This window comes from Aulosira sp. FACHB-615, assembly GCF_014698045.1.
Classification (GTDB): Bacteria; Cyanobacteriota; Cyanobacteriia; order Cyanobacteriales; family Nostocaceae; genus Nostoc_B.
This window is the reverse complement of record NZ_JACJSE010000007.1, coordinates 196,237-209,156: the sequence shown is the minus strand read 5'-3', so window position 1 is coordinate 209,156 and position 12,920 is coordinate 196,237. Positions and strand designations below refer to the sequence as shown.

At 36.0% G+C, this 12,920-nt stretch carries 10 protein-coding genes; 2 read left to right on the top strand and 8 right to left on the bottom strand.

The genetic code is table 11. The annotated features are described in order from the left end of the window. The first annotated feature begins 369 nt into the window (after positions 1–369). Together H6G77_RS14315 and H6G77_RS14310 are read left to right on the top strand one after the other, a co-directional pair. The gene (locus H6G77_RS14315) at positions 370–1,827 is read left to right on the top strand and encodes a hypothetical protein (protein ID WP_190669895.1); all 1,458 of its coding nucleotides are present in this window, start codon (positions 370–372) and stop codon (positions 1,825–1,827) included. 197 nt (positions 1,828–2,024) lie between these two features. Beyond that, a complete protein-coding gene (locus H6G77_RS14310) occupies positions 2,025–3,242 on the top strand; it encodes a nucleotidyltransferase family protein (RefSeq protein ID WP_190871892.1) in 1,218 nt (405 codons plus the stop codon). Between the two features lie 23 nt (positions 3,243–3,265). Here the strand turns inward: H6G77_RS14310 and H6G77_RS14305 are convergent, their stop codons facing one another. The 8 genes from H6G77_RS14305 to H6G77_RS14270 form a co-directional block, all read right to left on the bottom strand. Continuing rightward, complete coding sequence (locus tag H6G77_RS14305; RefSeq protein ID WP_190871891.1) at positions 3,266–4,447, bottom strand: glycosyltransferase family 4 protein; 1,182 nt, start codon at positions 4,445–4,447, stop codon at positions 3,266–3,268. Positions 4,448–4,580: 133 nt separating this feature from the next. Next, positions 4,581–5,834, bottom strand: a complete 1,254-nt coding sequence (locus H6G77_RS14300; protein ID WP_190669901.1) for a glycosyltransferase — start codon at positions 5,832–5,834, stop codon at positions 4,581–4,583. A 23-nt stretch (positions 5,835–5,857) separates the two neighbouring features. Then, entirely contained in the window at positions 5,858–7,072 is a 1,215-nt protein-coding gene (locus H6G77_RS14295) for an O-antigen ligase (RefSeq protein ID WP_242048186.1), read from the bottom strand. A gap of 214 nt (positions 7,073–7,286) precedes the next feature. Continuing rightward, a complete protein-coding gene (locus H6G77_RS14290) occupies positions 7,287–8,468 on the bottom strand; it encodes a glycosyltransferase family 4 protein (protein WP_190871890.1) in 1,182 nt (393 codons plus the stop codon). A gap of 30 nt (positions 8,469–8,498) precedes the next feature. Then, complete coding sequence (locus H6G77_RS14285) at positions 8,499–9,788, bottom strand: glycosyltransferase family 4 protein (RefSeq protein ID WP_190669907.1); 1,290 nt, start codon at positions 9,786–9,788, stop codon at positions 8,499–8,501. Between the two features lie 31 nt (positions 9,789–9,819). Then, positions 9,820–10,629, bottom strand: coding sequence for a hypothetical protein (locus H6G77_RS14280; RefSeq protein WP_190669909.1), 810 nt, complete (start codon positions 10,627–10,629; stop codon positions 9,820–9,822). Positions 10,630–10,730: 101 nt separating this feature from the next. Next, positions 10,731–11,870, bottom strand: coding sequence for a glycosyltransferase (locus H6G77_RS14275; RefSeq protein ID WP_190669911.1), 1,140 nt, complete (start codon positions 11,868–11,870; stop codon positions 10,731–10,733). 24 nt (positions 11,871–11,894) lie between these two features. Further along, the gene (locus H6G77_RS14270; protein WP_190669913.1) at positions 11,895–12,884 is read right to left on the bottom strand and encodes a glycosyltransferase family A protein; all 990 of its coding nucleotides are present in this window, start codon (positions 12,882–12,884) and stop codon (positions 11,895–11,897) included. Positions 12,885–12,920 lie beyond the last annotated feature (36 nt).

The following is a 12,920-nucleotide window of genomic DNA, read 5'->3' as shown; positions in this document are numbered from 1 at the left end:
AAATCAGACAATTTAGTTTTCCTACAAAAAAACACCTAAAAAAATAATCAGGTTGATGATTGGTGCTACAGGTTACATATAATCTAAAATTATACAAAAGATACCCAAAGCCTTATATAAACAGCTTTAGAATTTCACGAATATTCAGAATTTTAGTGGAAAATTTAGTTATTGCGTATAATTACTAGTTTTTTATGATACTCAATAATTCATATTTCTTCTGTTAGTTACGAGTTTTTTCTAGTACCAATCACATAAATATTAAGTTAACCTGAATCACATTGTGTTTCCTGCCTTATTTACGCAATTTCTCGGATATCGAGAAACCGAGCAAGTTTAGTGTTCCCTATTGAGTTCAAGATTTTATTCATGACTAAAGTTAATTCTTTGTTATGTTCCTTGGTCGCGTCTACTGCACTTTTGGGACAAACATTTTCTGGTGCATTAGCAGTTACCCCCATTAACATTACAGTTAGATCAGGAGCAAGACAAACATTTCAAGGGTTAGGATTTAGCTCAACAGTTGCTGGTGGTAATAAATATTCCCAACTCACACAATCACAAAAAAACACACTGCAAAAATTAGTGTGTAATGATGCCAAATTCAAGGTTGTCCGGCTATGGTTCCAAGCTCATAAATACTCACCCCAACCAGGTATTGAAAATATGCCTGTGTTCGTCAATCCTTATGTAAAATCAGGATTTATTGCTGATGCCTTAGCAAATGGATGCACAACATTGCTCTTAGCGCCTGATTTTCTCCCACCTTATATGAAGTCTGAAGATAGTGCCTACATAAAAGACACTGAGATATTTAACTATGCAGCTCTTTTAGCAAACTTCATCTATCGTATGAAGCAGGAATATGGAGTCAAAATTCACGCAACAGGCATATTAAACGAGCCTAATGATAATCCCATCAAATTCAAAGATTCTCAATGGCCTGTGATGATTACAGCACTACGCCAAGAGTTAGATAACCGTAATTTAAAAGATGTCAAAATAGTTACACCAGAGTTGGCAAATGCTGATAGTATAGCTGTTCGCATCATCAAAGCTATCAAAAATAACCCTGAAGCATGGAAAGCATTAGCCGCCATTTCCACCCACTCTTACAACATGGCCGCCGCACCCTGGATAAGCTCTCTACTTGAAGGAACAGATAAAGAATATTGGATAACAGAAGCTGGTACTACCGGCCCAGAAGAACCCGGAGATGCACTGATAGCTGCTTCTGGTGCTTCTCGCTTCCTCAATGATATGAACAACCGGGTAACTCACTGGATTTGGTTTATTGGACATGGAGTATCACATCCCGAAGATAACTCTACAAGGTTAATTCCTTACACTATTAGTCCGTTTAAATATCAACTGTTCCAGAAATATCATTACTTCAAGCAACTAACCCGCACTTTTGATATTGGAGCCGTATTCCGAAAAAGCTATAGTTCACTAGAAAAAGATATGACCTGGAGTTCTGGCAAAAAGCCCCGAATTATAGTAGCTAGTGCCAAAAACCCCGATGGTTCTTGGGGAATCGGAATCAGTAATTATACTTCTGACAAATTTTTCTTTCCTCTTCCTGCTGAATTTGGTTATCCAAAAGGCACATTGGTGAGCGATGCTCAATCTGGTCGTGCAGCAGAAGCATTCGCTGTCACAGTCTTTATCGAAGAACTGGCCCAAGCTGGTGACATCAAGATGAAAATGTATCGTTCCAACAGCAATGTTAATAATGTCTACATAGGCTCTGCTGTGATGCGGAAAGGAACAGTGACTATTCCCAAAGTAGATAGTTTGGATCTCATCACTCTCCGCAGTCTGTGAATGAAAACATAGCAGTTGTTATCCTCAAGAACTAAGTCAGTCATTCACTCATAAACTTTTCAGTAGTGAAATACCATTTAAATTATCAAATTTTTGGCTAGAGTAAATTCTAGCTATTTTTGTCTCTAAAAATCCTAAATAAAATATAATTAATATACATATTCACATTCGTAAGCACATATTAATCCTGATACGCTATGAACGCGATTTTATTAGAAAATCATCTGACTCATGAACTAGAACTATTAATTTGTTGTTCTCGTACTCATATCAAAGAAAAAGACTTAATTAAAGTCCAGACATTATTACAAAAACCAATCAATTGGGAATATCTACTAGAACTTGCTGCTTACCACAAAGTTTTACCACTAATATTTATTAGCCTGAATAAAATTGATTCTCAAGCTATTCCTCATAATATCTTCAGCACACTACAAAAATATCATTACCTTAATACACAGCATAGCCTATTCATGGCTAGTAAACTGGTCAATATATTAAATATTTTCACTGAGAATAATATTCCTGTTATTCCCTTTAAAGGGCCAATTTTAGCTACCACAGCTTACGGAGATATATCACGTCGATCTTTTGGAGATTTGGATCTACTTGTGCATCGGGAAGATTTTTTGAGAACTAAACAAATATTAATAGATGCAGGATTTGAGCCATACGCAGACAGTAATGAACAAGAAGCCGCTTATCTTAAATCTCTTAATAGTCAAGACGAAGAAACTTATTTACGTTCTCACTGGGAATTACATTTAATTAATCGAAAAGAGCAAGTCACCTTAGATGTTCACCAAGGGGTTTTATCTAAAAAATTCTCCCTACCTTCCAGTTCAGAATGGATATGGAATGACACAATAACAATAAATTTTGCTGGTAAACAAATACTCAGCTTTTCTATAGAAAACCTCATCCTGATTCTCTGTTCCCAAGGAAGTAAAGACTGTTGGTTCTACTTAAATAGAATTTGTGACTTAGCTGAAGTACTACATACTTATACTGATGTGAATTGGGAAAAAGTTTGGCAGTTAGCTATTGAATTAAAAATGAAAAAAATGCTGCTGTTAGGACTTTCATTAGCTCATCATATCTTAGATGCTCCACTTCCAGAATTTATTTTACAAAAAATAGAAAATAACTCATCAGTCAAGCGTCTCACTGCTGAAATTATTATTCAACTAACTCGTCCTGTTGCGGATTTTGCTACACAAAGCCAATTAAAATCAGCACTTTTTCATCTAAAATTGATAGAACAACCGTGGGACAAAATATCATATTGCTATCAACATCTCATTGTTCCTACAATCGCAGACAAGAGTTTTGTGTCTTTACCTCGATATTTGTCATTTCTGTACTATTTTGTTCGACCATTGAGGCTGATTTTTTTTAATCGAAGCAAAAATTAATTTTTATAATTTTTCAAAATCAATTACATTGGAACGAATTGATTATAAATAGACATTAATTGCTGATAGTTCACTTCTGAAGAGTATTTATATTCATAAATCGATCTGGCATTTTTGCCATAATTAATCATCAATTCATTATGATTAATAGCCCATTTTATTTTAGCTGCTAAATCTTCTGAATTGCCAGCTTCAAAGTATAACCCACTGACATGATCTTCAACAATTTCAGCCATACTACCTAACTGAGAAACTATCACAGGTAAACTAGCTGCAAATGCTTCAACTATCGTTAATGGAAAACCTTCATACCAAATTGAAGGAAAAACTAAAAATTTAGCTTTCTGCATTAATTCTAGCACTATTACTTTATCTTGATATCCCAAAAATTCAATTAAATATTGATAGCCTGCTGTTTGAACTTTTTTCTGCAAAACTTGATGCAGTGGCCCATCACCGACAATTTTTAATGGTGTAGATATATGACTTTTGATATAGGCATCAATTAAAACAGAAACTCCTTTTTCTTCTGATAATCTGCCAACAAATAGTAAGTAATTATCACGTTGGATATTTGACTCTAACTTATTTGGCTGAAAAACAAAATTTGGTTTAATATAAATTTTTTCTGCTGGGAGTCCAGCTTGAATCATTTTTTCTTTTTGAAATTGAGTCAAAACAATATAACCATTTACTTTCTTATGCCAAGTACCTGTTAATCTATGCCATGTAGTCATTGCAGCAACCACAGAACTTTGAAGATGAGAGTTACGATAACAGCTATGTACAACGCTAGACCAAGGTATTAATGTACCAATACAATCTTCACAGATTTTGCCATCTCGAAATGGCATTGCTTTAGGACAAGCTAGGCGATAATTGTGCAGCGTTTGGATGACAGGTACTCCAGCAGCATAACAAGCATCATATACAGCAGGTGATAGTAACGGAAAAAAATTATGTACATGAACTATATCAGGAGAAAAACGTATTATCTCTGCTTGAACTAGTTGCTTAGATGGAAGCGAATATATTGCGCCCCCTGCTGCTGCTAATGTATCCCAAACATTTACTATATTTAGGTTATTTTCTTCCAGTAAAATCACATCATGCCCATTAGCCTCTAATAGACTTTTTTCAATTTGAACTACTTTATCTTCACCACCGGTTAATCGATAGCGATTGTGTAAGATTAACAGCTTCATTGTTTTTATGAACTGGTGGATATGAACTCATACTATTAAGTTAGAGAGTCAGGGTTTTTGGGAGGAGGGATACACTGGTGAATGTTTATTTGAATTTTATTTTTATATGAGTATTCTATAAAACAAGCATAAACTAGGAAAAACTAGCAAGTTTTTCCTGCACGCAAATTTCTTTATAAGATTGAGCAAAAAATAATCCTTTCAATTCCCAACTAAATACATCTCTAACTCTCTTTTTTCCAACCTCACCCATCTTTGATCTCAATTTTACATCTGCAACCAAACATATCATTGCTTGAGTAATATCTTTGACAGCTTGTTCTGGTGTATTTGCTACAATTTTAAAACCAGTTGCTTCAGTAACTTGAAGTGCTGGCCCTCCCAGATTTAAGCAAATGACTGGTAAACCTAGAGACATTGCTTCTAAACAGACTAATCCACCAGAGTCATGCAAACTTGGATGAACTAGTACATGAGAGTCTCTTATTTTACTTAAGGTTTGATCACGAGACAAACTACCCCAAAATTTAACTTGTTTTTCAATACCTAATTCTTGAGTGAGATTTTCCAAGTTTTTTCGCTCAGATCCTTCTCCCACAACCCAATACTCAGAATTAGATATATTTGCTTTGGCAAATGCTAATAATCCTAGATGAAATCCTTTCCAATGCAATAATCTACCCACGCTGATAAACCTGATAATAGATTGATAGGATAAAGATACCTCTGGATAATTCATTAATTCTTCCTGAGATATACCAAGCTGAGAATATACTTGAATATTTTTGGCTCCTAAATATCGTAACCTTTTAGCTGTATCCTCAGTTGTTGCTAAAGCTAAAATACTCCGCCGTGCTGTTAAGTGGACAAAAGGATCACACTCTCCGATTAAGCAAGCTGCGTTTCTCAGCAACTCATATATTTTGCTACGAAAATTTAAACTTGTCCAAAAGTTTTTGGGAGTTAATTCTCCTCCACCCACAGGCCCCCAAATAAACGGAATTGGTAATAAACAAAGAAAAGACGGACTATTATATTTTACGTAAGTTACGTGATGCACAATATCAAAGCAAATTTTCTGATGAAGCTTTCTACTCACAAAGTAAGCTGTAATTTGCCATAAATAGTAGTGAAGATATACCCATCGTTGGGTTGATTTTCCTTTCTGACTCCAATCTATCATCCAACCAAAAGGATCTAAATAAATAAAGTTGAGATTAGATGGTGGCTTGCGTGCTAATTCTGCTTCAATAGCGGAGCGGTGACAGTTAGAGGTTAAAACCCAAATCTGATAATATTTGCTCATTTCTTGAACAAAATTCCAACCTACACCCGGTTCAGAACCTTGGCTTGGTTCACAAGCGTATGCAGAAATTAGAATTTTCATAATTATTAGTTGGTATAGAATATTTATTCAGCTTCTGCATCAAAAAGTTGGGGATAACGTTTGTATATTTGCATTGCAGCTAAACCAATCCCATACATTGTCCATAACCAAATACCACCTGTGGGGCCTTCAATAATTACTTCAAATGATGTAACAGTCATACAAGCCACCCAATAAGTAAGTAAAGTTAAAAATATACCAGACCATTTTGTCTGCCCCTTTTTTCTGCACTGTAAATATTTTGATAGTATGCTTCCAGCCCAACCTAACTGAATGACAAGCCAAAGAACGAAACCAGGAACGCCAGTACGAGAAAGCACAGTAATATGACCATTATGTGGACTACGTACAACCCCATCACCTAAAGGATCAAAACCTGTACCAGCTCCCAAGTTAAAACCAAATCCTCGACCCGTCCAAAAATAATCTGAAAAAGTGCTTTTGATGAGATAAGTCCACCATTCTAATCGATATTCTTTTGAACCTTGTCTTTCATTATTATCAATAAAAATACTCAACACTCGATTAATTAATGGTTCAAAAAACTCTGGATTAAAAATGAAAACCAATAAAATAACCAAAATTATAATAGTTATAATGCGCCAAACTTTACTACTTTTATAATTAGCAATTCCCAGCACAAAAAAAGCATTCAAAAAAGCTAGTGTTCCTGAACGATTAGAATTTAAAGCAACTACACCTAAATTGACAAAAAACATTAAAGTAAATAATAATGGTTGAAAATCTAGCAAACTAGATCCAACAAAAAAAGCAGTAATCCCCGATAAATGAGTCATTGTATCTGCTGGTTTCAGAGAGATAATTCTAGCCCCGGAACCAGGTAAACTAGGTAATGGTATTGTTCTAGATATCAACCAGAGAAATGGTATAAGAATAATAAAAATTCTACAAAAGCGCCCATATTGAGCAACCATAAATAAAAATCGCTGTGGCTTACTAATTAGTAAGGTGGCAACTATTAGGGCAAAAAATGTATAGTACCATAAGGCTGCATCACGTATGGCATCTAAGCCATATATGGGTACATAAGGTATGGTATTGAGGCAACACCACACCATAAATATGATTAAAAACCAAACTTGAGGGAGTTTGAGAAGTTTTGGGATTGATTTGTTGATGCTTAAAGTAAACAATCCAAAAATAAGCGTAATTTCTCCGATATAAGCAGGAGGAACACCAAAGTAAGAAAATCCTCGTCCACACAGAGCATATCCCAACAGTACCCAACTATACCAGTTGAGAAATTTATCGGCGATGGAAGATTTTTCTGTCTCATTGTTAGGATAAACACTTGTCTTGTCGAGCATAGGCCCTTTTAGGTGTTACTAGTTGATTTGGAAAAATTAAAAGGATTCAAATATAAATTGCATAGTTGCAATATAAAGATTTTTATAGAAGTTCAAATAATAGTAATTTGTTTATAGATGAGATTCATGAAATTTTTAACAAACTCTGATGAGTAGCTAATTCATAAATTGCCATCATCCGGCTATAGTTCTGTTGCGCTGTGTACTTAGATTCAAATTCATATCTAGCTTCTTGACGCATTTGAGCTAGTCTTGCTTGATTTGCAATCGCCCATTGCACTTTATTTGCTAAATCTTCGGGGTTTCCTGGCGAGAATAGCAATCCAGTACGACCAGAGTCTACTAATTCTGCGATCGCTCCAATATTAGCAGCAATTACGGGCGTACCTTTTGCAAAAGCCTCAACCGCAACTCGACCAAAAGTTTCATACCACTTGGAAGGAAACACTAAAAACATCGCTTCTCCCATCAATTTATGCACTTCAGATATTGGTCTACGTCCTAGCCATTCTACGTTGGGTAATCGTTTGACTAATTCCACCACTTTCTCTGCCAAAGGCCCTTCCCCGATAATCTTCAAAGGAACTTTCCCTTCCAAATAGTTCCAAGCCGCTAGTAAAGTATCTAATCCTTTTTCGGAAGATAGTCTTCCCACAAAAAGAGCATAACCGCCAGAACCATCTCCCACACCAGGATCAGGATGCACAAAGTTAGGCTTGACGACAATTTTTTCGGCGGGGAAACCTCCGGCGATAAATTTTTGTCGAGCAAACTCAGTTAAAGCAATGTACACATCTACCATTTCCAGCCAAGTACCCATAGCGCGATGAGCTGTTAACATAGTTGCTACTGCGATCGTTGCTGGACGATTTTCCCGATAGCAACCATGCCAAACGCCAGGATAGGGAATAAACTTCCCCATACAATCTTCGCAGACGAGTCCATCCCGAAAAAATAAGCCATTGGGACACAATAGGCGATAATTACGCAAAGTTTGCACAACAGGTACTCCTTCTGACTTAGCCGCATAGTGAACAGAAGGAGAAATTAAGGGGAAAAAATTCTGAATATGAACAATGTCACATTTTGAATGCTGAAGTTTTTGTTTGACTATGTTGTAAGATTCTTGAGACCAGATAGAGCGCAACGCCATCGGTACAGCACCAATAGATCCCACTCGGTCATTATGTTCTTGATAAACATCAACTTCATGACCCATTTCCCGTAAGAGTTTTTCTTCAGCCTCACGAGATTCATCTTCGCCGCCACGAATTTGATAATTGTTATGAATGCTTAGAATGTGCATTGAGGAAATTTTGAATGGGATAATGATTAATTAAATAACCTGAGCGTTATTTTCTTTGGTCTGAATTACACTTTGTGATAATAGAGACTGTTGGCAAGTCAAAATATCTTCATAAAGTGCCACTAAAGAATTTGCTTTAATTTCCCAGTTGTATAACTCACTCACCCGCTTTTGACCTGCTTGTCCCATCTTGGCTCTGAGTTCTGGATCTTTAGCTAGACGAACCATTGCCTCTGCCATACCTTTAACCGCATCTTCAGGGTTATTACCCGTAATTTTAAAACCAGTTTGCTCCGTAATCTGAAAAGCTGGGCCTCCTAAATTCAAACAGATTACAGGTCTACTGGCTGCCATTGCTTCTATGCAAACCGTAGGCGAAAAATCATGCAAACTAGGATGAATTAAAGCACAAGATTCTCCCAATATCCTTAGTGCTTCTTCACGAGGCCGACTTCCTAAAAATTTGACCTTTTCAGCAATTCCTAGTTTATTAGCTAAAGCTTCTAATCTTGGACGTTCCGGGCCTTCACCAATAATCCAGTATTCCCCATTTTCTAAGTTAGCTGCTGCAAAGGCACGTAACCCAAGATGAAATCCTTTCCAATGCAGTAAACGCCCCATACTGATAAATCTTATAGGAGCTTGGAATTGCGAAACATTATATTGCTCGAATTGAGCTATATCTTGTTGATTAACACCTGTTTGTCCCAATATCTTCTCAATACGTTTTGTACCTAATGCACTTACACAATCAGCTGTTTCTGATGTGCAAACTATTGCTACAGCACTTCTTTTGGCAGTCATTTTCACAAAAGGGTCGCGTTCACCTATCCAACGGCTAACTTCCCGCAAACTTTCATAAACTTTGCCACTCCAATGAAAATCACGCCAAAATGGCTTCGGTGCAACTTCACCGCCCCCCAATGGCCCCCAAACAAACGGTATAGGTAATAGTGATAAAAAGCTAGGAAAACAATATCGACCGTAGGTAACATGATGTACCAAATTAAAATTAATTTGCTCATGTAGTTTCCTGGCTTGAAAATATGCACCTATTTGCCAAAAATAGTAGTGAAAATACAGTGCTGTTTGTCCTCGGTTCCACCATCTAGCCCAAGCAGGTAAGTCATGATACACAAACTTCAACCCTGGAACTGGCATTTTGGATAGTTCAGCTTCAATGCTGGGTTGATTATCTTGACGTGTAATTACCCATACAGCCTCACATTTGTGAGCTAGTTCTTGAACCATATTCCAACCAACTCCTGGTTCAGACCCCATCTTTGGTCTACAGGCATAGGCAGAAACTAAAATTTTCATATTTTTCATTTCTTAAAATATTTATGCAGGTTTATGGTATGTATCGCATTAATAATTTTCGTGACTGATTTTTCAATAGCTGGATCAGCTTTTGTTTTTGATTTAATTGATAAAAACCTCGAATGGAATAATCCACTTCTATGTGATGTTGTTTGAACAAGTCAACCACAGCCGCCTCTAACCATTTACCTTGAACAATTCCAGTGGGATAATAAGGAAAAATATATTTATCTTGACCATTAAAATAATCAAGATTTTGACAGAAAAATGAATCTTTAATTTTCCTGGCTCTGATGCTACCCCAGCGTTCAAACTCCCATCCTGTTTCATTTGGCTCAAGATAAAATCTGAGTCTATCCTTGACCCACAACCCGGCTTGTAACCCAATCCGATAGTTGGCTTTTTGAGGAATCTCCCATAATAACGGATATTTGGATGATGGTTTATATGGGCCAATTCCCAGAGTTTCTCTTAACCGAATGTGGGAATATCCTTCACATTCCATAATTTTGAGAAAATCATAGAGGATAGTTGTATTGACATAATCATTAAGAAAATAATCATCTTGTACATAAAGAATGTACTTTGACTTAATTTGGTCAAGACAACGAATTAAGCAATCACTCCAACTCGGTCTTGTGCCACTCTCATCATTTATCCCAACTTGAGAACATTGTATATTTAACCCATGATAACTAAATACTTTAGTTTCAGTATTGAGTATTATAGGGTGAGGACAATTAGACCAATACTTTGCAAAAAGAGTAAAGAATGGTTGCCAGCAATCTTCAAAACTGTCGGTACTATTTACGAGAATTGCTAATTGTGAAGTATCATCCATAAATAATCTTACTTTTTCTATGTTTGTTGAATACTTTAAATTAAATTTAAGCTAGTCTAAAAGACTTACATCATTATTATTTTGCTCAAAATCTAAGTTATTTACATCTGATTATTGAGGAGCATTTGGTATTTTTCTTCTAAAATCTGCGTTTGCTTATGAAGATTAAACATATTTTCTACTCGTTGTCGGCCATTTTGACTAAAGCTTTGCCAGAGAACACTATCATTAAATAGCTGTAAAACATACTCTGCAAGAGTTTGAACATCTCGTTCAGGTGCTAGAAAACCAGTCTCTTGATGTGCTACTACTTCAGGAATTCCACCACTAGCAAAGCTAACTACTGGTAAACCCATTGCTTGAGCCTCAGCAAACACTATACCAAAACTTTCGCAATCACCAGACTCCGCTCTAATACTAGGAACACAAAATATTTTGGCTATTTGCATCCAATGTTTTACAACCTCTGGTGGTTGGGAGCCTAGAAAACGATAGTTTTTGAGTAAGGACTTAGCTAAATTTTCTAAAGAATTGCGGAGAGGTCCATCACCGATCACTAGCAAAGCTATTTCAGGATTTTCTGCCTGTACTCTCTCCATCGCTTTTATCAAATACTCACAGCCTTTCTTCTCAACTAGCCGTCCAACAAAAAGAACTATCGGCTCTCGATTAGTTATTGGCTGAGGTTGAAAAAGTTCTGTATCTACACCTATATAATGCACTAATATTTTTTCTGAAGGAAAACCTTGCTGAACAAGTTCCGCTTTCAAAAATTTTGATACAGTAATAAATAAATTGGCCTGTTGTTTAAGTAATTCTCGCCGTTTGAGATAAACACGAGTACTGATAGAATTTTTTCTAGCATATTCATCCTTCATGGTAGCATCGAGTCCATGAAAGGTAACAATCATAGGTAGATTTAAAGACTGTACTAAAGGAAGAGCTAAAGCTCCACAAACGCCAAAATGAGCATGAAGTAAAACAGGATTTAGCTGTTTTACTTTTTTCCTGACTTTTGGTGATATTCCTGTGACTTTAAACAATACCTCTTGGAAAGCTCCAAAACTTCCACCTTCATTAACTACTAACGTGCGCTCTGAAGGTAGAGATAATCCTTTGACAAAACGAGAACCCACATAATAAGGTTCAAAATTTTTTAGACCTTCTCCTTGAGCGCGGATAAATGTTTCTGAAGGAGGGAGAATGCGTCCACAGAAAATAACTACATTTGGCTTAGACATACTGTTTTTATGCTGGCTCTAGAATTATATCGCTGTAGAACTTTTATTTTGATTCCTATAAAATAAAGCATATTTCAATTCAAATAATAATTTGTACACTTTAGCCCCAAAAATTACTCTTATAATTCCCTTAGCGAAAAGTTTTCCAGACCAGGGAAGGAATTTTAGTAAGGCAAGAATATAGAAAAGAGCAGTAATTTTATTTCCTTTATCAAGTTCTTTATTTACTCGAAGTAACTGGACTATGGATGTTCTTACTCCTATAACACGATGATAATTAATCGCTCCTGTCCGTTGTTTTATAACTGTCCCCCACTTATTTTTGAAAATCCTTAATCCCTCTAATTTAGCTTGCAAATTACCTCCAATCTGCTGGGGATGAAAATATCTAATAATTAGTGGTTTATCGACTACTAAAAAATGGTTATTGGCTGCTGCTAGACTCAACCATAAATCATAGTCTTGAAAACTAGGTAAACTTTCATCAAAGCCATTAACTTCTAGTAAGGCAGAACGTTTCACCATAAATAGTGAAGTGGTAGGAGGTAGCCAACCTCTCAATAAATCATCAAAAACATCTCCTTCATAAAGATGTAAACTGGGTATTTTCTGTTGTCCCTCTACACATTCATAACCTAAGCAATAAACAACAGTTGCCAGAGGATCATCACTTTCTTGTAAACGTTTTACCTGTAACTCTAACTTCTCAGGTAACCATTCATCATCACTGTCTAAAAATGCGATGAATTCTGTGCTGGCTGCTTTAATGCCTTGATTACGTGCATAGCTACCTCCATAATTCTTACCTAAAGGTAAAAACTTAATTCGTGGATCGGTAAATTCTTTAACTACTTCAGCAGTATTATCTGTAGAGCCATCATCAACAATAATCAATTCAAAATTAGAGAAAGTCTGTTGGAGAATACTAGAAATTGCTCTTGATAAAAAATTAGCTCTATTAAATGTTGGAACTATTACACTAACGATTGGTTGTCCTGGGAGAGATGAATTCATAACTTTTAGCTTCTAAAATAATTTAATTCTAAATTT

What these genes read in the sequence shown, in the direction of transcription:
- H6G77_RS14315 (WP_190669895.1), top strand. Translation starts at nt 370, where the DNA reads ATGACTAAAGTTAATTCTTTGTTATGTTCCTTGGTCGCGTCTACTGCA.
- H6G77_RS14285 (WP_190669907.1), bottom strand. Translation starts at nt 9,788, where the DNA reads ATGAAAATTTTAGTTTCTGCCTATGCCTGTAGACCAAAGATGGGGTCT.
- H6G77_RS14270 (WP_190669913.1), bottom strand. Translation starts at nt 12,884, where the DNA reads ATGAATTCATCTCTCCCAGGACAACCAATCGTTAGTGTAATAGTTCCA.
- H6G77_RS14305 (WP_190871891.1), bottom strand. Translation starts at nt 4,447, where the DNA reads ATGAAGCTGTTAATCTTACACAATCGCTATCGATTAACCGGTGGTGAA.
- H6G77_RS14310 (WP_190871892.1), top strand. Translation starts at nt 2,025, where the DNA reads ATGAACGCGATTTTATTAGAAAATCATCTGACTCATGAACTAGAACTA.
- H6G77_RS14280 (WP_190669909.1), bottom strand. Translation starts at nt 10,629, where the DNA reads ATGGATGATACTTCACAATTAGCAATTCTCGTAAATAGTACCGACAGT.
- H6G77_RS14275 (WP_190669911.1), bottom strand. Translation starts at nt 11,870, where the DNA reads ATGTCTAAGCCAAATGTAGTTATTTTCTGTGGACGCATTCTCCCTCCT.
- H6G77_RS14300 (WP_190669901.1), bottom strand. Translation starts at nt 5,834, where the DNA reads ATGAAAATTCTAATTTCTGCATACGCTTGTGAACCAAGCCAAGGTTCT.
- H6G77_RS14290 (WP_190871890.1), bottom strand. Translation starts at nt 8,468, where the DNA reads ATGCACATTCTAAGCATTCATAACAATTATCAAATTCGTGGCGGCGAA.